25 protein-coding genes and 1 tRNA gene are annotated in these 24016 nt (G+C 63.9%); 15 read left to right on the forward strand and 11 right to left on the reverse strand.

The genetic code is table 11. The features are described 5' to 3' along the window. Nucleotides 1–80 precede the first annotated feature (80 nt). Nucleotides 81–227: a hypothetical protein gene (locus F3J44_RS19295; protein WP_167275123.1), complete on the reverse strand. Its 147-nt coding sequence runs from the start codon at nt 225–227 to the stop codon at nt 81–83. On the opposite strand from F3J44_RS19295, the gene F3J44_RS19300 reads away from it, so the two are divergent. The 5 genes from F3J44_RS19300 (at nt 227) to F3J44_RS19320 (ending at nt 4976) form a co-directional block, all read left to right on the forward strand. Next, nucleotides 227–2665, forward strand: coding sequence for a Lon protease family protein (locus tag F3J44_RS19300; RefSeq protein WP_167275125.1), 2439 nt, complete (start codon nt 227–229; stop codon nt 2663–2665). The two genes, F3J44_RS19295 and F3J44_RS19300, sit on opposite strands and share 1 nt — an antisense overlap. A gap of 163 nt (nt 2666–2828) precedes the next feature. Continuing rightward, nucleotides 2829–3167, forward strand: a complete 339-nt coding sequence (locus F3J44_RS19305) for a hypothetical protein (RefSeq protein WP_167059115.1) — start codon at nt 2829–2831, stop codon at nt 3165–3167. Nucleotides 3168–3275: 108 nt separating this feature from the next. Beyond that, nucleotides 3276–3764 carry a TIGR00645 family protein gene (locus tag F3J44_RS19310; protein WP_167059113.1) on the forward strand — a complete coding sequence of 163 codons (489 nt, stop codon included), beginning with the start codon at nt 3276–3278 and terminating at the stop codon, nt 3762–3764. Between the two features lie 202 nt (nt 3765–3966). Next, nucleotides 3967–4272 (forward strand): DUF6482 family protein, encoded by a 306-nt coding sequence (locus F3J44_RS19315; protein WP_167059110.1) that lies wholly within the window; start codon nt 3967–3969, stop codon nt 4270–4272. Nucleotides 4273–4358: 86 nt separating this feature from the next. Continuing rightward, nucleotides 4359–4976, forward strand: a complete 618-nt coding sequence (locus F3J44_RS19320) for an FKBP-type peptidyl-prolyl cis-trans isomerase (RefSeq protein ID WP_167059108.1) — start codon at nt 4359–4361, stop codon at nt 4974–4976. 98 nt (nt 4977–5074) lie between these two features. Here F3J44_RS19320 and F3J44_RS19325 read toward each other — a convergent pair whose 3' ends face one another. The 3 genes from F3J44_RS19325 to F3J44_RS19335 form a co-directional block, all read right to left on the reverse strand. Beyond that, the gene (locus F3J44_RS19325; protein WP_167059105.1) at nt 5075–5320 is read right to left on the reverse strand and encodes a hypothetical protein; all 246 of its coding nucleotides are present in this window, start codon (nt 5318–5320) and stop codon (nt 5075–5077) included. Nucleotides 5321–5401: 81 nt separating this feature from the next. Continuing rightward, entirely contained in the window at nt 5402–5743 is a 342-nt protein-coding gene (locus tag F3J44_RS19330) for a zinc ribbon domain-containing protein YjdM (protein WP_167059102.1), read from the reverse strand. Nucleotides 5744–5911: 168 nt separating this feature from the next. After that, a complete protein-coding gene (locus F3J44_RS19335) occupies nt 5912–6880 on the reverse strand; it encodes a polyprenyl synthetase family protein (RefSeq protein WP_167059100.1) in 969 nt (322 codons plus the stop codon). Between the two features lie 244 nt (nt 6881–7124). Between F3J44_RS19335 and rplU the strand changes: the two genes are divergently transcribed. The 5 genes from rplU to F3J44_RS19360 all read left to right on the forward strand — a co-directional run bounded on the left by rplU (nt 7125) and on the right by F3J44_RS19360 (nt 10815). After that, nucleotides 7125–7439, forward strand: coding sequence for a 50S ribosomal protein L21 (gene rplU, locus F3J44_RS19340; RefSeq protein WP_003247466.1), 315 nt, complete (start codon nt 7125–7127; stop codon nt 7437–7439). A gap of 38 nt (nt 7440–7477) precedes the next feature. Continuing rightward, on the forward strand, nt 7478–7735 hold the full coding sequence (rpmA, locus tag F3J44_RS19345) for a 50S ribosomal protein L27 (RefSeq protein WP_003247464.1): 258 nt from the start codon (nt 7478–7480) through the stop codon (nt 7733–7735). 188 nt (nt 7736–7923) lie between these two features. Beyond that, on the forward strand, nt 7924–9153 hold the full coding sequence (gene cgtA, locus F3J44_RS19350; protein ID WP_167059095.1) for an Obg family GTPase CgtA: 1230 nt from the start codon (nt 7924–7926) through the stop codon (nt 9151–9153). Between the two features lie 85 nt (nt 9154–9238). After that, the gene (gene proB / locus F3J44_RS19355; protein WP_167059092.1) at nt 9239–10357 is read left to right on the forward strand and encodes a glutamate 5-kinase; all 1119 of its coding nucleotides are present in this window, start codon (nt 9239–9241) and stop codon (nt 10355–10357) included. Next, nucleotides 10354–10815, forward strand: coding sequence for a CreA family protein (locus tag F3J44_RS19360; RefSeq protein ID WP_167275129.1), 462 nt, complete (start codon nt 10354–10356; stop codon nt 10813–10815). Before proB ends, F3J44_RS19360 begins: the two co-directional genes overlap by 4 nt. Nucleotides 10816–10939: 124 nt before the next feature. Here F3J44_RS19360 and mksF read toward each other — a convergent pair whose 3' ends face one another. From mksF to mksB, 3 genes are read right to left on the reverse strand one after another with little or no spacing between them, the layout of a single operon-like run. Beyond that, nucleotides 10940–13771 (reverse strand): Mks condensin complex protein MksF, encoded by a 2832-nt coding sequence (mksF, locus tag F3J44_RS19365; protein ID WP_167059086.1) that lies wholly within the window; start codon nt 13769–13771, stop codon nt 10940–10942. Then, entirely contained in the window at nt 13768–14475 is a 708-nt protein-coding gene (gene mksE, locus F3J44_RS19370; RefSeq protein WP_167059083.1) for an Mks condensin complex protein MksE, read from the reverse strand. Before mksE ends, mksF begins: the two co-directional genes overlap by 4 nt. Next, nucleotides 14465–15742, reverse strand: coding sequence for an Mks condensin complex protein MksB (gene mksB / locus F3J44_RS19375; RefSeq protein WP_205300004.1), 1278 nt, complete (start codon nt 15740–15742; stop codon nt 14465–14467). The genes mksE and mksB overlap by 11 nt, the downstream gene beginning before the upstream one ends. A 280-nt stretch (nt 15743–16022) precedes the next feature. On the opposite strand from mksB, the gene F3J44_RS19380 reads away from it, so the two are divergent. Together F3J44_RS19380 and rimI are read left to right on the forward strand one after the other, a co-directional pair. Continuing rightward, nucleotides 16023–16811, forward strand: coding sequence for an energy transducer TonB (locus F3J44_RS19380; RefSeq protein ID WP_167059079.1), 789 nt, complete (start codon nt 16023–16025; stop codon nt 16809–16811). Then, nucleotides 16808–17263, forward strand: a complete 456-nt coding sequence (rimI, locus tag F3J44_RS19385; protein ID WP_167059075.1) for a ribosomal protein S18-alanine N-acetyltransferase — start codon at nt 16808–16810, stop codon at nt 17261–17263. Before F3J44_RS19380 ends, rimI begins: the two co-directional genes overlap by 4 nt. Before the next feature lie 575 nt (nt 17264–17838). Here the strand turns inward: rimI and F3J44_RS19390 are convergent. Beyond that, nucleotides 17839–18996, reverse strand: a complete 1158-nt coding sequence (locus F3J44_RS19390) for a hypothetical protein (protein WP_167275131.1) — start codon at nt 18994–18996, stop codon at nt 17839–17841. Between the two features lie 67 nt (nt 18997–19063). On the opposite strand from F3J44_RS19390, the gene F3J44_RS19395 reads away from it, so the two are divergent. After that, nucleotides 19064–19648, forward strand: coding sequence for a D-Ala-D-Ala carboxypeptidase family metallohydrolase (locus F3J44_RS19395; protein ID WP_205300005.1), 585 nt, complete (start codon nt 19064–19066; stop codon nt 19646–19648). Here F3J44_RS19395 and F3J44_RS19400 read toward each other — a convergent pair. Next, nucleotides 19588–20502, reverse strand: coding sequence for a LysR substrate-binding domain-containing protein (locus tag F3J44_RS19400; RefSeq protein ID WP_167275133.1), 915 nt, complete (start codon nt 20500–20502; stop codon nt 19588–19590). The genes F3J44_RS19395 and F3J44_RS19400 overlap by 61 nt on opposite strands. A 245-nt stretch (nt 20503–20747) precedes the next feature. On the opposite strand from F3J44_RS19400, the gene F3J44_RS19405 reads away from it, so the two are divergent. Continuing rightward, nucleotides 20748–21359, forward strand: coding sequence for a LysE family translocator (locus tag F3J44_RS19405; RefSeq protein WP_167275136.1), 612 nt, complete (start codon nt 20748–20750; stop codon nt 21357–21359). A gap of 65 nt (nt 21360–21424) precedes the next feature. Here the strand turns inward: F3J44_RS19405 and F3J44_RS19410 are convergent. Both F3J44_RS19410 and F3J44_RS19415 read right to left on the reverse strand, forming a co-directional pair. After that, nucleotides 21425–21501: transfer RNA gene (locus tag F3J44_RS19410), tRNA-Met, on the reverse strand. 95 nt (nt 21502–21596) lie between these two features. Then, the gene (locus F3J44_RS19415; RefSeq protein ID WP_205300006.1) at nt 21597–22529 is read right to left on the reverse strand and encodes a FecR domain-containing protein; all 933 of its coding nucleotides are present in this window, start codon (nt 22527–22529) and stop codon (nt 21597–21599) included. 180 nt (nt 22530–22709) lie between these two features. On the opposite strand from F3J44_RS19415, the gene F3J44_RS19420 reads away from it, so the two are divergent. Next, nucleotides 22710–23921, forward strand: coding sequence for an MFS transporter (locus tag F3J44_RS19420; RefSeq protein ID WP_167275138.1), 1212 nt, complete (start codon nt 22710–22712; stop codon nt 23919–23921). Nucleotides 23922–24016: the final 95 nt, after the last annotated feature.

A 24016-nucleotide genomic window follows, 5' to 3' on the forward strand; every position in this document is an offset into this window, starting at 1 on the left:
GGGTCAGGGATACTGGCAACTCGGTTGCCAGGTCGGGAAAGCGTTTCACCCACCCGCGCAGCTTGGAGTTTAGGCATGATCTAAAGGTTGCGTTGTTGATTGCGAAAAATTTGCACGCAGATGACGGCATTGCCGCTGCGATCATAAAGTCCTGCCGAGCCTTGCAAGGCGCGCGCGGGCAGCGCCAGAATGCTGCGTATCTGCCCCGCCGAAGTAAGGAAACCCAATGCCCGATCCTGTCGCTGCGCGCCTGCGTCTCGCGCCTGAAGCCCTGACCCGGCGTTTCTCCCCCGAGCAGTTTGCCTTTGCCAATACCGACGATCTGGAGCCGTTTCGCGGAGTCCTGGGCCAGGAACGTGCTGTCGAGGCCCTGCAGTTCGGCGTGGCCATGCCGCGCCCTGGTTACAACGTGTATGTGATGGGCGAGCCAGGCACCGGTCGCTTCTCGTTCGTCAAGCGCTACCTCAAGGCCGAGGGCAAGCGTCAGCACACCCCGGCCGACTGGCTGTACGTCAACCACTTCGACGACACCCGCGAGCCCCGCGCCTTGGAGCTGCCATCGGGCAGTGCGGCCGAGTTCATCACCGACATGAACGGCTTGATCGACAACCTGCTGGCAACCTTCCCGGCCGTGTTCGAGCACCCGGCCTACCAGCAGAAGAAAGGCGCCATCGACCGTGCCTTCAATCAGCGCTACGACCGCGCCCTGGATGTGATCGAGCGTGCTTCGCTGGAAAAGGACGTGGCCCTCTACCGCGATGCCAGCAACGTGGCCTTCACCCCGATGGCCGACGGCAAGGCGCTGGACGAGGCCGAGTTTGCCCAACTGCCGGAGGCGGTGCGCGAGCAGTTCCACGAAGACATCGCCCTGCTTGAGGAACGCCTCAACGAGGAGCTGGCCAGCCTGCCCCAGTGGAAGCGCGAATCGAACAACCAGCTGCGCCAGCTCAACGAAGAAACCATCACCTTGGCCCTGCAGCCGCTGCTGGCGCCGTTGTCGGAAAAGTACGCCGAGAACGCCGCCGTGTGCGCCTACCTGCAGTCCGTGCAACTGAACCTGCTGCGCACGGTGGTCGAGCAACTGGTCGATGACAGCAAGACCGACGCGGTTGCCCGCAAGCTGCTCGAAGAGCAGTACGCGCCAAGCCTGGTGGTGGGCCACCATGCCGATGGCGGCGCGCCGGTGGTGTTCGAGCCGCACCCCACCTACGACAACCTGTTCGGGCGCATCGAGTACAGCACCGACCAGGGCGCCCTTTATACCTCCTACCGCCAGCTGCGCCCCGGCGCGCTGCACCGCGCCAACGGCGGCTTCCTGATTCTCGAAGCCGAGAAGATGCTCGGTGAGCCGTTCGTCTGGGATGCCCTCAAGCGCGCCCTGCAGTCGCGCAAGCTGAAGATGGAATCGCCGTTGGGCGAGCTGGGCCGCGTGGCCACGGTGAGCCTGCAGCCGCAGATGATTCCGCTGAACGTCAAGCTGGTAATCATCGGCTCTCGCCAGCTGTACTACGCGCTGCAGGACCACGATTCGGACTTCCAGGAGATGTTCCGGGTGCTGGTCGACTTCGACGAAGACATGCCGATGGTCGACGAGAACCTCGAGCAGTTCGCCCAGTTGCTGCGCACCCGCACCAACGAGGAGGGCATGGCGCCGTTGACCAGCGATGCGGTGGCGCGCCTGGCCACCTACAGCGCCCGCCTGGCGGAAAACCAGTCACGCCTGTCGGCGCGCATCGGCGACCTGTTCCAGCTGGTCAGCGAGGCCGATTTCATCCGCCAGCTGGCCAGTGACGAAATGACCGACGCCGGCCACATCGAGCGTGCGCTCAAGGCCAAGGCCACCCGCACCGGGCGTGTGTCGCAGCGGGTGCTCGACGACATGCTCGCCGGCATCATCCTGATCGACAGCGAAGGCGCGGCCATTGGCAAGTGCAACGGCCTCACCGTGCTGGAGGTGGGTGATTCGGCGTTCGGCATGCCGGCGCGCATCTCTGCCACCGTGTACCCCGGCGGCAGTGGCATCGTCGACATCGAGCGCGAGGTCAACCTCGGCCAGCCGATCCACTCCAAGGGCGTGATGATCCTCACCGGGTACCTGGGCAGCCGCTACGCCCAGGAATTCCCCTTGGCGATCTCCGCGAGCATCGCCCTGGAGCAGTCCTACGGCTACGTGGACGGCGACAGCGCCTCGCTGGGCGAAGCCTGTACGTTGATCTCGGCGCTGTCGCGCACCCCGCTCAAGCAGTGCTTCGCCATCACCGGCTCCATCAACCAGTTTGGTGAAGTGCAGGCGGTGGGTGGGGTCAACGAGAAGATCGAGGGCTTCTTCCGCCTTTGTGAAGCCCGTGGCCTGACCGGCGAGCAAGGCGTGATCATCCCGCGTGCCAACGTCGCCACCCTGATGCTCGACGAGCGCGTGCTGCAGGCGGTGGAGAACGGCATGTTCCACGTCTACGCGGTCAGCCAGGCCGACGAGGCGCTGAGCCTGCTGGTGGGCGAGGAGGCCGGGGTGCTGGATGACAAGGGCCTGTTCACCGAGGGCAGCGTCAACGCCCGGGTGGTCGAGCGCCTGCGCGAGATCGCTGAAATGATCAGCGAGGAAGAGATCGAGAAGGCGGAAAAGGAACGCCTGGAAGAGGTGATTGCCCAGGCCAAGCCAGCCTGAGTCAATAAACCGGCGCTGGCGGCCATGTGCTACCGTTCAGCGCCGGTTTTCCATCTTTTCAGCCGTTTCCTCTATGCTGGAACTTAGGACGGTATCAGGGTTCAGGATGGAAACAGCCTGGAGGTTCCGGGCTGACACAGGGCTTATTGGAGGGGACGCGGCCATGCGCAACCTCAGCCTTACTCGCCAGTGCCTGGGCCTGGTGACCCGCATCGAATGCAGCATCCGCCCACTGGCCGGCGACAATGGCATGTGGACCTTGCTGTTCGCCGCCGGCATGGCCGGTGAACAACCCTCGGCGATCAAGTCCCAGGGCCCGTTCCATGGGCCGCTGGTGGCTGAATCCGTGCTCAATGCCATCGTCGACAGCCTGACCTTGCACGGCTACCAGGTGGCCGAAGACCCGCAGATCTGGTGCCTGCACCTGCAGGCGCAGTTGCGCCGGATCAACGGCGAGCGCTGCCGTAACCTCGGGGACTATCAGTTCCATCCTGAAACCTGAGCATACATCCTGCTCGCTGCGGCAACTGGCCGCAGGCTTTTGCTGTCACAGGTGGCTGGCTATACTCGCGCTCGATTTTCCAGTCACCTGACGAGTCCCAAACCCTCCATGGAACGTTTTCTCGAAAACGCGATGTATGCCTCGCGCTGGCTGCTCGCACCCATCTATTTCGGCCTGTCCCTGGGCTTGCTGGCGCTTGCGCTGAAGTTCTTCCAGGAAGTGGTCCACGTTCTGCCCAACGTTTTCGCCCTCAGTGAGGCCGACCTGATCCTGGTGATCCTGTCGCTGATCGACATGTCGCTGGTGGGCGGCCTGCTGGTGATGGTGATGATTTCCGGCTACGAGAACTTCGTCTCGCAGCTGGACATCGACGAAAGCAAGGAAAAGCTCAGCTGGCTGGGCAAGATGGACTCCTCGTCGCTGAAGATGAAGGTGGCAGCGTCCATCGTGGCGATTTCCTCCATCCACCTGCTGCGGGTGTTCATGGATGCCCAGAACATCTCCACCGACTACCTGATGTGGTACGTGATCATCCACATGACCTTCGTCATCTCGGCCTTCTGCATGGGCTACCTGGACAAGCTGACCAAGCACTGAGGCCTGTGAGGGTCCTTGTGGGAGCGGGCTTGTCGAGGCGTCGAACCGCCGCGAACACGGGCGCAGCCCGTGCCATCCATTGCGGTGCCTGCTTCGCGGGCAAGCCCGCTCCCACACCAACTGACGAGCGGGGTCTTGTCTAATCCCCTTGCCCGTACAAAAAATGAGCACTCATGCGTGGTTCCCATCGCGAGGTGATCTCATGAACCTGCATCAACTCAACTCCGAGGCCAGGGCCGGCCATGTCGACGAACTGAACCTGATCGCCATCGAAGGCGGCGACTACCTGATCGAGGCGCGGGTCAAAGGCCATGCGCACCCCCTGGCCGATATCCGCGGCGAACGCCTGCGGGTGCATTCGGTGGAAGATGCACGCACCTTGTTGCAGACCATCCCGATGGTTTCGATGAACCTGGTGCATTGGTCGGTGCAGGATGAAATGTGCGGCATGGGCTCGCACCCTGAAGAAGACCTGAAAGTGCCGATTTCCCAGCGTTCGGCCTGGTAGCTGCTCGCGTTGCTTCCAGTGTGCTAGGCTGCTCGCCCTTTTCATCAAGGGCGCGGCCTCACTGCGCCCTGCAGTGGAGCATGACAATGTCCGAACTCAACCTGTCCACCGACGAACTGCGCGTCAGCTACGGCATCGGCCGCCAGCTGGGCGGCCAACTGCGCGACAACCCGCCACCGGGCGTTAGCCTGGAAGCCATCCTGGCCGGCCTGACCGACGCCTTCAACGGTGCCGACAGCCGCGTCAGCGAAGCCGACCTGTCGGCCAGCTTCAAGGTGATCCGCGAAGTGATGCAAGCCGAAGCGGCTGCCAAGGCCGAAGCGGCCGCTGCCGCTGGCAAGGAATTCCTGGTCGAGAACGCCAAGCGTGACGGCGTCACCACCCTGGCTTCGGGCCTGCAGTTCGAAGTGCTGACCGCTGGCGAAGGCGCCAAGCCGACCCGCGAAAGCAACGTGCGTACCCACTACCACGGCACCCTGATCGACGGCACCGTGTTCGACAGCTCCTACGACCGTGGCCAGCCGGCTGAATTCCCGGTGGGTGGCGTGATCGCGGGCTGGACCGAGGCCCTGCAACTGATGAATGCCGGTAGCAAATGGCGCCTGTACGTGCCGAGCGAGCTGGCTTACGGCGCCCAAGGCGTTGGTAGCATCCCGCCGCACAGCACCCTGGTGTTCGACGTCGAGCTGCTCGACGTTCTGTAATGCCTGCTTAAGGCCATTCGCGGGGCAAGCCCGCTCCTACAAGGATAGAGGTTTCCTTTGTACGGGCTTGCCCCGCGAAGAGGCCGGCCCTGCCAGCCTCAATTCCAATCCGCTCCCCCAGGGCGCAACGCCCGCGCATAGCAGAACAGAAATAAATTGCGCACCAACTCCTTGAGCACGATCGGCTCGCTCGAATTCAACCCGTTCAGGTCCAGGTCACCCTGGTCGCGCAGCTCGTCCAGCGCTTCTTCTTCAAGCACCGCACACACCTCACCGGTTTCCCGGTGAAGAATGCGCAGGTAGGGATGGGGGCGGTCCAGCCAAGCGTCGATCAGATAAGTCATGGCTATTCTCCTTGGATACCAATTCCAATGAGAATAATTCTTATTATCAGAATAGCAAGTGCCAATTGGCGGAATTTGTAATCAGACCTTACGGACGAACTCGGATTTCAGCTTCATCGCCCCGATGCCGTCGATCTTGCAGTCGATGTCGTGGTCGCCATCGCACAGGCGGATGTTCTTGACCTTGGTGCCGACCTTCACTACCAGGGACGAGCCCTTGACCTTGAGGTCCTTGATTACGGTGACGGTGTCGCCGTCCTGCAGCACGTTGCCGACCGAATCCTTCTTCACCACGTCATCGCTGGCAGCTTCGGCTTCGCCGTTGGCCGACCACTCGTGGGCGCACTCGGGGCAGACCAGCTGGGTGCCATCCTCGTAGGTGTATTCGGAATTGCATTTGGGGCAGGGTGGCAGAGTGCTCACTTCGGATCCTTAAAACAGACGGACGGTTAAAAGCCCACATTGTATAAGGTTTTGCTGGGGAAGTGTTTTTGTCCGTACAAAAGCTTCGCGGGGCAAGCCCGCTCCTACAGGGAACGCATATCCTGTGTAGGAGCGGGCTTGCCCCGCGAATGAAGGCGACTCGGTCTGTCAGTGAGTACGGGCGACAGCAAACTCGCTCAGCTCAACCAGCGCATCCCGGCACTCACTGGCTGGCAGCACTTCCAGGCAGGCGATGGCACGCTTGACGTAGTCACGCGCCAGCTCGGCGGTGTACTTCAATGCGCCCGACGCTTCGACAGCCTCGCGAATCTGCTCCAGATCCTCCAGGCCACCCTTCTGGATTGCCTTGCGCACCAGTGCAGCCTGCTCGGGCGTGCCTTCGCGCATGGTGTAGATCAACGGCAGGGTCGGCTTGCCTTCGGCCAGGTCGTCACCGACGTTCTTGCCCAAGGCATCGGCATCGCCTTCGTAGTCGAGCAGGTCGTCGACCAGCTGGAAGGCCACCCCCAGGTGGTCACCGAAGGTGCGCAGCGCCTCGCGCTGGGCATCGGTGGCGCCGGCCAGTGCGGCGGCGCTGTGGGTCGAGGCTTCGAACAGCATCGCGGTCTTGCCGCGAATCACCTCCATGTACACCTCTTCGGTGGTGCTGGCGTCGCGTACCCGTGACAGTTGCAGCACTTCGCCTTCGGCGATCACCCGGGTGGCCTTGGAGAGGATCTGCATGACCGGCATCGAGCCCAGCTCGACCATCATCTCGAACGAGCGCGAATAGAGGAAGTCGCCCACCAGCACGCTTGGCGCGTTGCCCCACAGGGCATTGGCAGTGGAGCGGCCACGGCGCATGCCAGACATGTCGACCACGTCGTCATGCAGCAGGGTCGCGGTGTGCAGGAATTCGATGGTCGCGGCCAGCAGGCGCAGGTCGTCGCCCTCGCGGCCCAGGGCCTTGCCGCACAGCAGCACCAGCAGGGGGCGCAGGCGCTTGCCGCCGGCCGACGTGATATAATCGCCGATCTTCGATACCAGCGGCACGCGCGAGGTCAGCTGCTTCTTGATGATCTCGTCGACGGCGCTGAAATCGTCAGCTACCGCGCGGTAGAAGGATTGGGGTTGCATCGGTTGCTCCAGTGAGGTTGCGCGGCATGCTAGGTCGCAGGTCCCGGTGTGTCAAGGCGCGGTGCCAGCGGGCCGGGGGCGGCACTTGCAAGCAAAACGCCGGTTGCGTACAATCGCGCACCCTAACTTCCTGGGCAGCACCTGCCTTACGCAATTGCACAGGGCCGTTCCAGCCCCGTGCAGCCATGCCAGCCAATACTCATCATATAAAGCGCTGGGTGAGCAGGATTATCGGAGAAATACCATGTCTTACGCAGTAATCGTTACCGGCGGCAAGCAGTACAAAGTCGCTGAAGGTGAATTCCTCAAGATCGAAAAACTGGAAGTCGCCACTGGCGAATCCGTAACCTTCGATCGCGTTCTGCTGGTTGCCAACGGTGAAGAAGTCACCATCGGCGCACCAGTCGTCGCCGGCGCTAAAGTGGTTGCCGAAGTCGTTTCGCAAGGCCGTCACGACAAAGTGCGCATCATCAAGTTCCGTCGTCGTAAGCACCACATGAAGCGTATGGGCCACCGCCAGTGGTTCACCGAGATCAAAATCACCGGTATCCAGGCTTAATCGCCTAGGTCCCCTGAATTTATTTGGAGAATTGAACCATGGCTCACAAAAAGGCTGGTGGTAGTACTCGTAACGGTCGCGACTCAGAATCGAAACGCCTTGGCGTGAAGATGTATGGCGGCCAGGTTATCAAGCCAGGCAACATCATCGTCCGTCAGCGCGGCACCGAATTCCACGCTGGCTACGGCGTTGGCATGGGCAAGGACCACACCTTGTTCGCCAAGATCGAAGGCGTGATCAAGTTCGAGAAGAAAGGCGAGTTCATGCGCCGTTACGTGAGCATCGTCGCAGCCTAATCGCGACGTCGCTCCAGAAGCCCCGTCATGCGACGGGGCTTTTTCGTTTGTGGTGAGCCTCTTGCAAAGCTGTTTGTATGGGCTGCCGGCGTGGTTTTCTACGGTCGTACGGGGCCGCCGCGCTCATTTTTGCAAGAGCCTCAGGTTTTTTAGGTATTCAGCTCGCCCGCAGGCGAGAGGCGGTTTTAATGAAGTTTGTTGACGAAGTATCCATTCGGGTCAAGGCCGGTGACGGCGGCAACGGTTGCATGAGCTTCCGTCGCGAGAAGTTCATCGAGAACGGTGGCCCCAACGGCGGCGACGGTGGTGACGGTGGTTCGGTGTACATGGTGGCCGACGAAAACCTCAACACCCTGGTCGACTACCGCTACACCCGTCACCACGAAGCCCAGCGCGGCTCCAACGGCGGCAGCACCGACTGCACCGGCAAGAAGGGCGACGACCTGTTCCTGCGCGTGCCGGTCGGCACCACCGTGATCGACGCCTCGACCCAGGAAGTGATCGGTGACCTGATCACCCCTGGCCAGAAGCTGATGGTCGCCCAGGGCGGCTGGCACGGCCTGGGCAACACCCGCTTCAAGTCCAGCACCAACCGTGCACCGCGCCAGACCACCCCCGGCAAACCGGGTGACCAGCGCGACCTGAAGATGGAGCTGAAGGTGTTGGCCGACGTTGGCCTGCTGGGCCTGCCGAATGCTGGCAAGAGCACCTTCATTCGCTCGGTGTCGGCTGCCAAGCCGAAAGTCGCCGACTACCCGTTCACCACCCTGGTGCCGAACCTGGGCGTGGTCAGCGTCGACCGTTGGAAGAGCTTCGTCATCGCCGACATTCCTGGCCTGATCGAAGGCGCCTCCGACGGTGCTGGCCTGGGCATCCGCTTCCTCAAGCACCTGGCGCGTACCCGCGTGCTGCTGCACCTGGTCGACCTGGCGCCGCTGGACGGCAGCAGCCCGGCCGATGCCGCCGAAGTCATCATCAACGAGCTGACCCGCTTCAGCCCGTCGCTGACCGACCGTGAGCGCTGGCTGGTGCTGAACAAGTCCGACATGCTGATGGAAGACGAGCGCGACGAGCGGGTCAAGGAAGTGGTCGAGCGCCTGCAGTGGGAGGGCCCGGTCTACGTGATTTCGGCCATCTCCAAGCAGGGCACCGAGCAGCTCAGCCACGACCTGATGCGCTACATCGAAGACCGCGCCGACCGCCTGGCCAACGACCCGGCCTACGCCGAGGAGCTGGCCGAGCTCGACCAGCGCATCGAAGACGAAGCCCGCGCCCAGCTGCAGGCCCTGGACGACGCCCGTACCCTGCGTCGCACCGGCGTCAAGAGCGTGCACGACATCGGCGATGACGACGATGGCTGGGATGATGATTTCGAGGACGACGAAGACGGCCCGGAAATCATTTACGTGCGCGACTGATCGGTTGCAGTACACTAAACGCCGCTCATTGGAGCGGCGTTTTTGTATCCACGGTATCTACAGATTCGACATAGGTTGGAAGAAGATGCGAAGCAAGGTGACGGGCGCCAAGCGCTGGGTCGTGAAGATTGGCAGTGCCCTGCTGACAGCCGATGGCAAGGGCCTCGACCGCGGCGCCATGGCCGTGTGGGTCGAGCAGATGGTCGCGCTGCGTGAAGCGGGCGTGGAGTTGGTACTGGTGTCCTCCGGGGCCGTGGCTGCCGGCATGAGCCAGCTGGGCTGGACTTCGCGACCCAGTGCAATGAACGAGCTGCAAGCGGCCGCCTCGATCGGCCAGATGCGCCTGGTGCAGGCCTGGGAGTCGAGCTTCGGCGAGCACGGCAAGCACACTGCGCAGATTCTTCTGACCCACGACGACCTGTCCGACCGCAAGCGTTACCTGAACGCCCGCAGCACCCTGCGCACCCTGGTGGACCTGGGCGTGGTGCCGGTGATCAACGAGAACGACACCGTGGTCACCGACGAGATCCGCTTCGGCGACAACGACACCCTGGCCGCGCTGGTGGCCAACCTGGTGGAAGCCGACCTGCTGGTGATCCTCACCGACCGTGACGGCATGTTCGACGCCGACCCGCGCAACAACCCTGAAGCCCAACTGATCTATGAAGCCCGCGCCGACGACCCGTCGCTTGACGCCGTGGCCGGCGGCACCGGCGGCGCGCTGGGCCGTGGCGGCATGCAGACCAAGCTGCGCGCTGCGCGCCTGGCGGCCCGTTCCGGCGCCCACACCATCATCATTGGCGGGCGCATCGAGCGCGTGCTGGACCGCCTGAAGGCCGGTGAGCGCCTGGGCACCCTGTTGTCGCCCGAGCGCGGCATGCTCGCGGCGCGCAAGCAGTGGCTGGCTGGCCACCTGCAAACCCGCGGCACCCTGGTGCTCGACGCCGGCGCCGTGCAGGCGCTGCGCGAAGCCAACAAGAGCCTGCTGCCGGTGGGCGTGAAAACCGTGCAGGGCAGTTTCCGTCGCGGTGAGATGGTGGTGTGCGTCGGCCCGGATGGCGGTGAAGTGGCCCGGGGCCTGGCCAACTACAGCGCGCTGGAAGCGCAGAAGATCATCGGCCAGCCCTCCGACCAGATCGAGGCCGTGCTGGGCTACATCGCCGAGCCTGAGTTGGTGCACCGCGACAACCTGGTGCTGGTATGAAGGGGCTCAAGCGGGCAGTGGCCCTGGTAGCCTTTGCCCTGCCGATGCTGGCCGGGGCCGAGGAAATCGGCCAGGTGTCCACGGTGTTCAAGTTCCTGGGGCCGAACGACCGTATTGTGGTCGAAGCGTTCGACGACCCCAAGGTCGAGGGCGTGACCTGCTACCTGTCACGGGCCAAGACCGGTGGCGTGAAGGGTGGCTTGGGGTTGGCCGAGGACCGCGCGGAGGCGTCGATTGCCTGCCGTCAGGTGGGGCCGATCAACTTCAAGGGTGAGCTCAAAGATGGCGAGGAGGTGTTCAAGGAACGCACCTCGCTGGTGTTCAAGACCATGCAGGTGGTGCGCTTCCTGGACAAGAAGCGCAATACGCTGGTGTACCTGGTGTACAGCGACCGCATCGTTGAAGGTAGCCCGCAGAATGCGGTGACCGCGATTCCGATTTTGCCTTGGAATCATTGAGGGCCCAGGGGAGGCCTTTGGCCTCCATTCGCGACCTTTGGTCGCTCCTACAGGGAGATGCAATTTCCCCGGTAGGAGCGACCAGAGGTCGCGAAGGGCCGCAAAGCGGCCCCTTGCACCTGAATCAGGCCAACTCCTCGGCCTGATCCTCACGCACAACCGCCTTCACCTCATCCAGCCGGCTGATGTACTTCCAGTCCGCCTCGTCGATGTAGATGCCATTCGGCCCGCTGCCACCTTCCAGGTCAATCGCCACGCGCGCCGACACCTGCGGCTTCACGCTCGCCAGAATCGGTACGAAGCCCAGTTGCAGGCTGGTTTCCAGCAGCGCCGCCTGGTTGCGTTCATCGATGTCCGCCGCCTCGTCCAGGTAGTACGGCAGGCGAATGCGCCCGGCCAGGTCGCGGTCCATCAAGTGCAGCAACAGGTACATGTTGGTCAGCGCCTTGATGGTCATGGTAGTGCCGTTGGACGCCGCGCCGTCGATGTCGGCGTGGATGATCGGCTGGCCATTGACCTTGGTGATCTCGAACGCCAGCTCGAACAGGTCCTTCAGGCCCAGTTGGTTGTGGTTGGCGGCCACCAGGCGGGCCAGGTATTCCTTGGCCTCTTCGTTCTTGTTGTCCTGCTCGGCGCTCTGGGTCAGGTCGAACACCGACAGGGTTTCGCCTTCTTCGTACTGGCCGGCGCTGTGGATGATCTGGTCGATGTGCTTGAGCGCTTCCTTGTTCGGTGCCAGCACCACGCGGAAGCTTTCCAGGTTGGACACCTGGCGCTTGTTGATCTCGCGGTTGAACAAGGCCAGCTGATGTTCCAGGCTGTCGTAGTCGCTGCGGATGTTGCGCAGGGTCCGGGCGATGTCGGTCACTGCGGCGCGGCGTGCCTTGGCCAGGGTCAGGGCCTCGTCGGTGCGGTGCGCATAGGCGTTCACCAGCAGCTGCAGGCGGCGCTCCATGTCGTCTTCGCTGTCGAACTTGGCCACGCCCTTCAGGCGCACCTGGGCGTACAGCGCCTCGATCTGGTTGTCGACGCGCTGCAGGCCCTGCCAGCTGTCCTGGTAGTCGTTGAGCAGTGGCAGCAGGTTGTCCATCGAGTCGTCGATGGCTTCCATGTACGGCGTGCCGTAGGGCAGGTCGGCTGGCAGCAGTTGGCGGCGGCGCAGGGCGTCTTCCAGGGTGCGCTGCTTGGACTCAAGGTCACCGATCTGGCGGCCGACCAGCTGCAGCTTGGCCGACAGCTGCTGAACGCGCTCGGTGAAGGCGTCGCTTGAGCGCTTGAGCTCGTCCTGGGCAGCTTCCAGCTGGGCCAGTTGCTCCAGCTTTTCTGGTTCCTCGGCGGCCAGGGTTTCGCTGCGGCGGAAGTCTTCCAGGGCCTTTTGTGCATCCAGCACCTGCTGGTACAGGGTTTCGGTCTGGGCCTTGGAGGCGGAGCGGTCGGCAGCCACCGATTGCTGGGTCTTGAGCTGCTTGAGCTCTTTCTCCAGGCGCTCTTTCTGGTCGCGCAGGGCGGCGCGGTCGGCCAGGGCCTGCAGGGCAGGCGGGTCGATGTGGGTGAGGTCGATCGACAGGCCCGGGGCCTCGAAGCGCTCGCCCTTGAAGCCGTCGAGCACCGCTTCCAGGGATTTCACCCACAGGTCGCTGTCGTCCAGCTCGATGCCACGGTCGCCCAGCGGCAGGCTGAACAGCGCGCCGTTGAACAGGCGCATCAGGCGGTCGACGTCCTGCTGCGAGAACTCTTCGCGCAGGCGTGCATAGCTGTTGTTGTCGGCGTGGTCGAGCTGCTGCTTGACCTGCTTCAGGCGTTTTTCCAGGTCGCGCACGCGTTCGTCGAGGTCTTCGGCGCTGAACTGGCGCGACTGGGCCAGGGCACCGGCCAGTTCGTCGTGGGCGTCCTTGGCCGCCAGCAACCCTTGTTCCAGTACCTTGACGTCATCGACCAGGGCGAAGCGGTGCTTGAGCACCGACAGCTCGCCAAGCCAGCGCTGGATACCGGTGATTTCACGCTCCAGGCGCATCAGTTCCTGGGTGCCGCCGCGCTGGTCGTTCTGCAGGCGGTCCTGCTCGCCACGGTAGTGCTCGGCCTGGATCACCAGCTCTTCCTTGCGCGCCATGGCGTATTCCTGCCAGGTGCCGAGCAGGGTGTCGAGCACCGGCGAAATGCGGTGCAGCTTGCCGCGCAGGATGTCGCGCTGGGCCACGCCGCCGGCCAGGGCCTCGACCAGTGGGCCGGCCGCGACCAGGGCGTTGTAGTCCTGCTCCATGCGGCGCACGTCGCGGAAGGCTTCCTCGCAGGCGGCGATGTAGTCGACGCTGCCCGAGCGCAGGCTGTGCTCGAAGGCGTCGAGGAACAGCTGCTTGAGCTTGGCGGCGGTGATCTCGCGCATGTGCAGCAGGTTGATGAACAGCGCGCGGAAGGTTTTCAGGCTCTGCTCGCTGGTTGAGCGCAGCGGAATCAGGGTGAGGTCGAGCGGGCAGGTGGAGTGGCCGCCAACCAGCAGCCGGCGCAGTTCGTCCGGCTTCAGTTCATAGGCCTTCAGGCCCAGGCGCTCAAGGTTGGTGAACAGTTCCTTCTGGCGCAGGCAGGTGTCGTTCTTCTGGTAGTGGGCCAGGTCCAGCTCGCCTTTGTAGGCAAAGAACTGGTGGCCGAAACCGCCGCCCGGGCCGCGGCCGACCACGCCGATCACGTGCGGGCCGTGGGGCAGGTTCAGTTCGCAGAGGATGTAGGACGTATCGCTGGCGAAGTAGAAGCGGCGGGACTGCTCCAGGCTGTACTTGCCGAAGCTCATGTCCGACATGCGCGCCAGAATCGGGAACTGCAGGGCGTTGATCGACGCCGATTTACCCAGGTTGTTGGCGCCGTAGACCGACAGCGGGTGCTCCAGCGGGAACAGGCCGAGGCTGTAGCCGGCGGTGTTGAGCAGTGCGAAGCGGCGGATGCCGTAGCGTTCCTGGCTCATGCGTCAATCTCCTGTTGCTCTTCGCGGATGGCCCGGGCCAGGGCGTCCTCTTCGCTTTCCTCGCCGTCGAACGGGCTGAGGTCGAGCGGGTCGTCGGTGCGGTTGAGTTGTTCGGGGCTTTCTTCCACCACCAGCTCCGGGGTGGGCAGTGGCAGGTCGCTGTGCAGGCTGGCGGCCAGGTCGCGGTCCTGCTGCACCGACAGGCACACGTCGAGGAAGCGGTGCATCGGCGGCAGGAAGCGGTAGATGCCGCCTTCCTCATGGGCGAAGCCCAGCTGGGTCATGCGCCGCATGATCTTTTCTTCAAGCTCGTCCACCGTCTGCACTTCGGCCTGCAGGAACAGGTCGCGGTACTTGTCCAGCAGCGAGGGCAGCTCGTCGCGGCCGATGCTGCCGCCGTCGAGCACGGCCATCGGGTCGCGGCCCTGGTCGGCCAGGTACTCGACCAGGATGAAGGTGAACAGCGACAGGCGCTGGGCGGTCTTGTTGACCTGCGCGGCAGCCTGCTCGGGCACGAAGTAGTAGAAGCCGCGGGTATCGCACACCAGCTCGAAGCCCAGGGCCTTGAACAGGGTGCGGTACTGGTCCTGGAAGTTCGACAGCTGGGCGTACATTTCAGGGTCGCGGCGGCTGACGTGGAAACCCTTGAACAGCTCGCGGAAGATCGGCGCGAGCTGGGACAGTTCGGAAAGATCAAGATGCATTGGCTAGGCTCGCGTTGGTTTCAGGTTGCGCTTCGCGGCTGGACGTCAGGGCGAAGGAGCGCAGGCTGACCAGGTGTTCCTGGGTGGTGTACTCGCGCCGTTCCAGGCGTTCGCGCTTGAAGCGCTTCTCCCGCGACAGGCGCGAGAACCAGTACAGCAATTCGTCGGTGGCGCCGTCGGGCTCCTGGTCCAGCAGCCAGACCATGAGGTCGGGCAGCGGCAGGGCGTCTTCGCAGCGCTCGAGCATTTCCTTGACCGTGCGCGGTGCGCGCGGCAGCGGGCCTTTGTGGGTCTTGTGCGCCTTGGGGAACTTGGCAGGCTTGGGCTCGAAGCGGGCCAGGGCATAGACGTAGGCCTCGACCTGGCTGGCGCTGCCGAGGAAGGTGCTTTGCGGGCGGGTGAACAGCGGCATGGCCGCTTGCGGCACGGCGTCCAGGCCCTTGCGCCGGATCACCGACAGGGCCAGCGCGGCGCCGCGGGTCACGGCGTTGTGCCGGCGCGCTTCTTCACGCAGCGGCAGCAGCAGTTCCCGGGCGTGGCGCAGGGTGAGCTGGGCGCTGGTCTGCATTTCGAGGATGCGCGCGTGGGTGCGCAGCAGCATGTCGTCGTCGACCAGGTGGCCCAGGCGCGCCTGTTCGCCCAGCAGTTTGAGCAGCACCGTCTCGACCTTGCGCACGCCCTGTTCGAAGGCGCCGTCGGCGTTCACCAGCTGGATCATCGGCTCGACGTATTCGTCCCAGGTCGCCAGCACTTCGGCGTAGCGCTGGCGCAGCGGAATCTGGCGGTTGCTGGTCTTGGCCCGTTCGGCCACGGCCACCAGGGCCTGCTCGTCGTTGTCGAGCTTCTTCAGCACGTCGCGCACGCGCATGTCGAGCAGGCGCAGCTGGCGGGCCAGGTCGTCGCTGTCGCGGTTGTCGAAGGCATCCTGGATATGCCCGGCAAGGCGCTCCAGGTGGCGCAGGTAGGCCTCGATCTCCAGGCACAGGCCCAGCCGGTGCTCGCGGCGCAGGTAGGCGAGGAAGTCGTGGATCTGGGCGTTGAGCTCGAAACGGTTCGGGCTCTTGGCCACCGGCACCAGGATATCCAGGCGGATCCACACGTCGAGCAGCTGGGTGATGTCCTGCGGCGTGCTTTCCACCTGCTGGCGGCCCAGTTGCTGGCGCAGTTCCACCAGGCTCAGGGTGCCCTGGTCGAAACGCTCGCACAGCGGCTCGATCAGGGCCCAGTGTTCGGCTAGGGCGCGCAGGACGCGCTTGGGTTCGATCATTGGCGTCTACTCGTTGCCAAGTAAAAAGGGGGCGATTGTACTTCATCCGGAGGGGAGGATTTCACCCCTTGGTCTGTAATGAGGTTTTTGCGGCATGCGGGCCTGCACAAATCCGGTAGGAGCGAGCGAAGCTCGCGGTGCAGCGCGCAAGCGGTGCCCGATCTCAAAGCTTTGCGCGCGCCTACCGGGTTTGCGCTCGGTCGCACGGGCGATGCAAAAAAAACCATGCCTACGTTAGAATGCCCCCTCTCTTTGTGCCCGCCTTCCGGACCCCCGAGCCTTGCTGACCGAACCCCGCCGCCGCGCCTACCTTTCCGCCATGCAAGTGGTGCATTGGCTGCCGCGTGCCGAACTGCCGTTCGCTGCGCCCTCGCGCCCCGAGCTGCTGCTGCCGCAAGCGCCGGTCGAAGACATCGAATTCGAGGCCCGTCCGGCTGCGCCGAGCGCCAGCGACGCACCTGTCGCGCCGCAGGCCCGTTCCGGCGAGCGGCCAAAAATCGAAATCCCGCGCCCAGGCACGGCGCCCAAGCCCGCCGCCAAGCCCGCAGAGCCCGAGCAGGCTGCCCCCGCGCCGCGCCCGGCCCCGGTGGCGCCGCCGCGTTTCGCCCTGCAGCTGTTGCGTGCCGGCAGTTGCCTGCTGCTGGTCGAGCTGGCCACCGGCCAGCCGTTCCAGAGCCGCGACCCGTCCTACCTGCTGCTCAAGGACATGCTGCGCGCCGCCGGCCTGCCAGATGCCCCGCAGATCATCGGCGAACCGGTGCGCTGGCCGCTGCTGGTGCGCGGCAACATGGACCAGGGCCCGGATGCCGCGCGTGATTTCGTTCAGGGCTTCATCCAGGCCCGCCTGGAAGAAGTGCCCAGCAGCGTGCTCTGGCTGGTCGGCCTGCCGGCCCTGCGCTTTGCCGCCAATGCCGACGCGGGCGCCTACTACCAAGTGCTCAAGGTCGACGGCCTGGGCGATGCCTGGGCGCTGCCGGGCCTTGAACTGTTGATGGACGAGCCGCAGCGCAAGGCGCACGTCTGGCAAGCGATGCGCCAGCTGATGGCGCGCTGGAAGAGCGTTGAATGAGTGAGTCGATCAGTTTCCGCCCAATGACCGAGGCGGATCTGGATGCCGTGCTGAAGATCGAATATGCCGCGTTCAGCCACCCCTGGACCCGCGGCATTTTCCAGGACGCGCTGAAGTCCTACGAAGTGTGGTTGATGTTCGACGGGCAGCAGCAGGTGGGGCATGGGGTGATCAACGTGATCATCGACGAGGCGCACCTGCTGAACATCACCGTCAAGCCCGAGAACCAGGGCTGCGGGCTGGGCTTGAAGCTGCTCGAACACCTGATGGCGCGCGCGTACCAGCTCAATGGGCGGGAGTGCTTCCTTGAGGTGCGGGCCAGTAACCAGTCGGCTTATCGCTTGTACGAGCGTTATGGCTTCAACGAGATTGGTCGGCGGCGTGATTACTACCCGGTTGCCGGGGGGCGTGAGGATGCCCTGGTGATGGCCTGTACCCTGCTTGAAGATTGAGTAAGCCTGTACCGGCCCTTTCGCGGGGCAAGCCCGCTCTCATGGAACAAATTGCAAATATCTGATTTAACAGAGAATCCTGTGGGAGCGGGCTTGCCCGCGAACACCGGCGAAGCCGGTGCCATGCACCGCGTCGCCTGCTTCGCGGCGGTTCGACGCCTCGACAAGCCCGCTCCCACAGGACCCGGTAGGAGCGAGCGCAGCTCGCGATGGGCTGCAAAGCAGCCCCAGCACTATGAGCCGCGAGGCTGAAACCCTGGGGCCGCTGCGCGCCCCATCGCGAGCTGCGCTCGCTCCTACCGGGGGCTGGAAGTGGGCGCTTGATCGGCAGCCCAGGGTTGTGGTGTAGGTCAAGCGCTGGTGTTCGCGTATCGCATTTTTGGGCACTCACGCATTGCGGCGCGACTGCTGGCACGGTTCCCTGCGCGACAGCGCAGCCCGTAGGGCTGGGTAGACTCTCATGGAACAAATCATAACTATCTGATTTAACGAAGAACCTGTGGGAGCGGGCTTGCCCGCGAACACAGGCGGAGCCGGTGCCATTCACCGCGTCGCTTGCTACGCCGGCAAACCGATCACAACTCGCGCGGCACAACCTCGACCGGCTTCTTCAGGTCCCGCAAGCTTCGGCTCGTCTCCCCGGTATTGCACTTGGCCGCCGCCTGCTCCGGCGTGAACGAGCGCACTGTGCGGAAGAACAGCTCGCACGTCTGCTTCTTCTGCATCACCTGCCATTTGTTCGAGCAGGCCTGCAGCGTTTCTTTCGGGTCGGCCCCCGGGTTGCTGCCCATCCCCGCCTGCCAGCAGGCTGCCGTCAAATCCTGCCCCATCATCTTCAACCCCGCCGCATCGGCTGCGTCCTCGTCACCGCCATGGTTGGCCTTGTCGGCGGTGTACCAGATCGCGCTGGGGTGGTTGGAGCCCAACACCGGCACCTGAGTGCCGGCTTTAGGGCTGATGCTGACCAGCCCCAGCACGTCCACCTTCGGCCCGTACTGCTGCTGGATCCAGCTGCGCACCGGCGCGCCGAAGGCGACCATCGGCAACGGCTTGGCAGCGCCAGCGTCAGTCATTTCCCGGACCATGCGCACCTGGTAATCCTGGAAGTAGCTGTAGGTGTCGGTGAGTGTGGCGCCGGCGCTTGCAGGGGCGGCGATCGGGGCGATGTCGATGATGGTCTGGTAGGCCGGGGTCTGACTGGCCTCGATGCCGTTGAAGGTCAGCAGTTCGGCCCAGCGGTCGGTGGTGTTGGAGCGCAGGTAGTCCTGGGCCTGGGTCAGCGAGTAGTCCGGCGGGAAGTGCAGCAGCTCGATGCTGCGGCGGTTCTGCAGGGCCATGCCCAGGGGCAGGAACAGGTACCAGTCATAGGCCCACTTGCCGTCCTGGTTCAAGCGGCGGGCGCCTTCATAGGCCAGCTCGCCGCTGTCGAGCAGTTGGCGCAGGGGCTCGGCGTAGCTGGCTGGCACTTCGCTGATGGTGGCATGCAGGCGCTCATGCTCGCGGCTGACCGTCACCTTGGCGTTGGCGTGGCCGTCGCGCTGTACGCTCTGGGTCAGGTAGTGCTCGACCGTTTGTTCAAGTGTCCAGTTGCGATAGCAGATCACGTGGCAGTTGTTGGGAAAGGCGAACAGGCGGGTGACGCGCTGGGTATCGCCCAGGTCGATGCGTGCGTCGGCCAGGGCCAGGCCACTGCAGGCGAGGGCGGCCAGGCTGGATAGGGCAATCTTGTGCATGCTTAACTCCTTGTCAGTGGCCGCCAGGGCTGGTGGCCGTGCTCATACTGGGGCAGGGGGCAGGGGAATGAGAAGAGCAAGCAGGCTGTTGCTGGCTGCAGGTGTGCTGTCGAGCACAATGGCATTGGCGGACGAGCGTGACCTGTGGATGTTCGCCCAGTGGGCGGGTGACCATCAGACCCGGCCGTTTCGCGAGATGCTGGTGGATGCGCGGCTATATGGAGTTGTGCCGATCCACCAGCTGCTGCGTTCGGCGTCGGACTGGAAGCTGTGCCATGCCTCGCCGTTTGCGCTACCGCCTGCCAGCAACTGGCCGGCAGTGCGTTCCACGTTGTCATTGATCAGTACCCTCGATGGGCAAGGTATCTTGCGCCAGTTCGAGGTGGTGTCGGCCTATCGCAATCCCGATCTCAACCGCTGCGCGGGTGGTGCCTCGGACAGTGCCCATACCCGCGCTTTCGCGGTCGATATCCTGTTGCCGGCCTGGGCCGACCCCAATCCGCTGTGCCGTTTCTGGCAGCAGCACGGCCAGGCCTGGAACATGGGCCTGGGGCGCTATCCGAGCGGGCGCATCCACATCGATACCGCCGGTTATCGCACCTGGGGTGGTGATGGTGGTTCAAACGCGTCGTTCTGCAGCAAGCCCAGGTGAGTGAGGCAAACCTGGCTTTCATGCTTCACCCATTCGGCAAAACGCTGGCGCTTGCCGCCATCGCTCAGTGGCTGCGGGCTGAGCAGGTAATAGGCAGAGCCATCCCGCAGGAAGCCGAACGGAGCGTACAGCTGGCCGCTGTCGAGTTCGTCACGCACCATCAATGCCGAGGCGATGGCCAGGCCCAGGCCGGCGCTGGCGGCCTGTAGCGACAGGTAGAAGTGTTCGAAGTCGCTGCGCTCGCTGTGGGTTGCCTGCCGCTTGCCAAGGCGCAGCCAGGTGGGCCAGGCGTCGGGGCGGGTGCTGCTGTGCAGCAGGCGTTGGCCGTCCAGGTTGTCGCTGTAGATGCGACTGACCGGGCCAATCCACTCATCGCAGATTTTCATGCTGTGCAGCGCCGGTGGCCAATGGAAGTCGTCCCGGCGTAGTGCCAGGTCGACCCCGCTTCGAGCAAAGTCCACCGGCCCGCCGGCAGCCACCAGATGCAGTTGCAGGTCCGGGTGCGCGGCATGGAAGCGTGGCAGGCGCGGGATCAGCCAGCGCATGGCGATGGTCGGTTCGCAGGACAGCACCAGCACGTTGTCGCGCTCCTGCTGCTGCAGGCGCTGCACGGCGCCTTCGAGTTGTTCGAAGATCGCCTGGGTGGTGCCATGCAATGCCCGGCCAGCGGGGGTGAGGAAGATCGCCCGGTTGCGCCGTTCGAACAGTTCGATGCCCAGGCTTTCCTCAAGCAGACGTACCTGGCGGCTGACGGCGCCGTGGGTGACATGCAGGCGTTCGGCGGTACGGACGAAGCTTTCGGTTTCGGCGGCGATGTCGAAGTAGCGGAAGGCGGTAAGGGCTGGCAGTTTCATGGGGTCCCTGTTTGCCTGATCCGGCCTCTTCGCGGGCACACCCGCTCCCACATGTACTGCACAACCCTCAGGCTTGCTGAGGTCCCTGTGGGAGCAGGCATGCCCGCGAAGAGGCCAGCACAGGTTTTGGATATCTGTCAGAAAAACTATCAGATCTGCTTCACTTTAAATCGTTTTTTTCCCGCCAAACAGCTCTCGATAATAGATGCATCTGTGCTTTCTCATCGTCTATCGAGGCCTTTCCCTTGACCGAACTCATTGCTGTCGCCCTGTTTACCCTTCTGGCCGTCATCAGCCCCGGCGCCGACTTCGCCCTGGTCACTCGCAGCAGTTACGCCCAGGGCCGCAAGGCCGGGCTGGCCGCTGCGGTAGGGATTGCCCTGGGTGTGCAGGTGCATGTGCTGTACACGGTGCTGGGGATCGCCGTGGTCATCAGTCAGAGCCCGGCGCTGTTCCTGGTCATGAAAGTGCTCGGTGCGGGTTACCTGATCTACCTGGGCTACCAGTCGCTGACCAACACCGCGCGAATCAGCCTGGAGGGGGAGGTGGCACAATCTGGTGTGCTGGCTGCGTTGCGTACGGGCTTCATGACCAATGCCCTCAACCCCAAGACCATGCTTTTCGTCGTCAGCGCCTACACCCAGGTGGTGCGACCGGGCAGTTCGCTGGCTGTGGATTTCGCCTACGGGGCATTCATGTCGTTCGCTCACTGGGCCTGGTTCAGCCTGGTGGCGTTGTTCTTTTCCCAAGCGGGGTTGCGTGCACTGATGATCGCAAGGCAGCGGCTGGTCGACCGCGTGATCGGTGTCGCGCTGATCGGCCTGGGGTTGGCCGTGGCGGTCGCCGGGGTGCGTTGATACGGTGCAACTTTTCTGCAGGCAAAGAAAAAGGGCTTACCTTGCGGTAAGCCCTTCGTCTTGTTTGGTGGCTACACAGGGACTTGAACCCCGGACCCCAGCATTATGAATGCTATGCTCTAACCAACTGAGCTATGTAGCCGATGGGGCGCATTATTCCCTTGTGATGGGCCTGTGTCAACACTCATTTCAAAAAAAATTGCACGCCTTTCAAAAACTTAGCGGCCGACCCCGGTTTCAGCGCACGATCAGCCACTGCCCGAGCACGCCGTGCAGCTGCAAATGCTGCTCGCCAGCCAGTGCCTCAAGCGTCTGGCCTGGGCGATCGAGGTTGAAGTCACCGCTGATGCGGCGGTAGGCAGTTTGTTCGTCCATCAACCAGACCCGTCGGCCCTGGTAGCTGGCCAGGCGCTGGATAACCTCGCCCAGGGGCATGTCGCTGGCGTGCAGCTGCCCATTGCGCCAGGCGTCTGCGGTTTTCACATCCGCCTTCTGCACCGGGTTGATCCGCGCCTCTGTAAAGGTCACCCGCTCACCCGCCGACACCATGCGCTGGTCGCCGCCCTGGCTGATCATGGCCTTGCCGCTGAGTACCACCAGTTCGTCATGGTCGGCATACCTCGCCACCATCAGCCGCGTGCCGAATACCTGGATGCGGGCATCGTCGACCTGCACCTCCATGGCGCGGCCATCGAGCATCACCTCCAGGTACACCTGGCCCTGCACCAGGTGCAGCTGGCGGGTGCGGCCACGCAGGTCGACATTCATCGCGCTGGCGCTGTCCAGGTGCAGGGTCGAGCCGTCGGCCAGGCGCGTGCTGCGCCGTTCGCCCACGTCGGTGTGCAGCTCGCAGGCCAGGCGTTGCATCAGCGGCCAGTAAAGGTAGGCCAGGGCGCCCAGCACCAGCAGGAACAGCAGCGCCAGCCACTTGCCCAGGGAGCTGCGACGCAGGCTGAACTGCCGCGGCCGTGGGCGGGCAGGGGGGGCCTGCAGTTGTTGCCAGCGAGCCTCCAGCTCAGCGTAGGCGTGCGCGTTGAGCGGGTCCTGGCACCAGCGGGCGAACACCTGGCGTTCGCGTTCGTCGCAACCGGGTTGGCGCAGGCGGGCAAACCATGCCAGTGCTTCCTGCTGCGGGTCGGCCTCAATCGGCGTGGCGGGCATCGGGCTCATGGGTCGGGGTGCTCGCAAGAGGGCGGTTTGGCCCAATATTTACGGGGATGTTGGCCAAGGATGCTAAATATATTGAGAACCATTTACAAGTACGCGACGACCGGGGGTTAAAAAAGGTAGCTATGTATCTATTTGTTTCCTGATAATCGGATCCCAAACCTGCGGACGGGATTCAAGTTCATGGCCATCAGCAGCACCCCCACCACCAGCCCCTCGGCGGCCAGCCAGGCCAACCCGCTGGTGATGCGCATCATCACCTTCTGCGCCCTGGCGCACCTGATCAACGACCTTATCCAGTCGGTGCTGCCGGCGATCTACCCGATGCTCAAGGCCAATTACGACCTGAGCTTCGCCCAGGTCGGCCTGATTACCCTGACCTTCCAGATCACCGCCTCGCTGCTGCAGCCCTGGGTCGGTTTCTTCACCGACCGCCGGCCAACGCCGAACCTGCTGCCGCTGGGCACCCTGTGTACCCTGGTGGGCATCGTCATGCTGGCCTTCGTCGGCAGTTTCCCGATGATTCTGCTGGCCTCGGCGCTGGTGGGCATCGGCTCGTCGACCTTCCACCCGGAAACCTCGCGTATTGCTCGCCTGGCCTCGGGGGGGCGCTTCGGCCTGGCCCAGTCGACCTTCCAGGTTGGCGGTAACGCCGGTTCCGCCTTCGGCCCGCTGCTGGCGGCGGCCATCGTCATCCCGTTCGGCCAGACCCACGTGGCCTGGTTCGGCCTGGCCGCGCTGTTCTTCTTCGGCGTAACCCTGATGCTGCGCCGCTGGTACAAGGCCCACCTCAACCAGGCCAAGGCGCGCAAGGCGGTTCAGGCCACCCATGGCATCTCGCGCCAGCGGGTGATCGCGGCGCTGGTGGTGTTGGGCCTGCTGGTGTTTTCCAAGTACTTCTACATGGCCAGCTTCACCAGCTACTTCACCTTTTACCTGATCGAGAAGTTCGGCCTGTCGGTGGCCAGTTCCCAGCTGCACCTGTTCCTGTTCCTCGGTGCGGTGGCGGCCGGTACCTTCTTCGGTGGGCCGATCGGTGACCGCATCGGGCGCAAGGCGGTGATCTGGTTCTCGATCCTGGGTGTCGCGCCGTTCACCCTGGCGTTGCCCTATGCCGACCTGTTCTGGACCACCGTGCTCAGCGTGGTGATCGGCTTTATCCTGGCCTCGGCGTTTTCCGCCATCGTGGTGTATGCCCAGGAACTGGTGCCGGGCAGCGTCGGCATGATCGCCGGGGTGTTCTTCGGGCTGATGTTCGGTTTTGGCGGCATTGGCGCGGCGCTGCTGGGGTATGTGGCGGACTTGCGCGGGATCGAGTACGTGTATGGCCTGTGCTCGTTCCTGCCGCTGTTCGGGATGTTGGCGGTGTTTCTGCCAAATACCGGTAAGCGTTGAGATCGCGGGGGGCTGCCTTGCAGCCCATTCGCGGGGCATGCCCGCTCCTACAACGGGTTGCATCCGTGCTGTAGGCCCCCCAGGGCAATTGACGA

Origin of the sequence: Pantoea sp. Tr-811 (assembly GCF_011752535.1) — a bacterium.
GTDB lineage: Bacteria > Pseudomonadota > Gammaproteobacteria > Pseudomonadales > Pseudomonadaceae > Aquipseudomonas.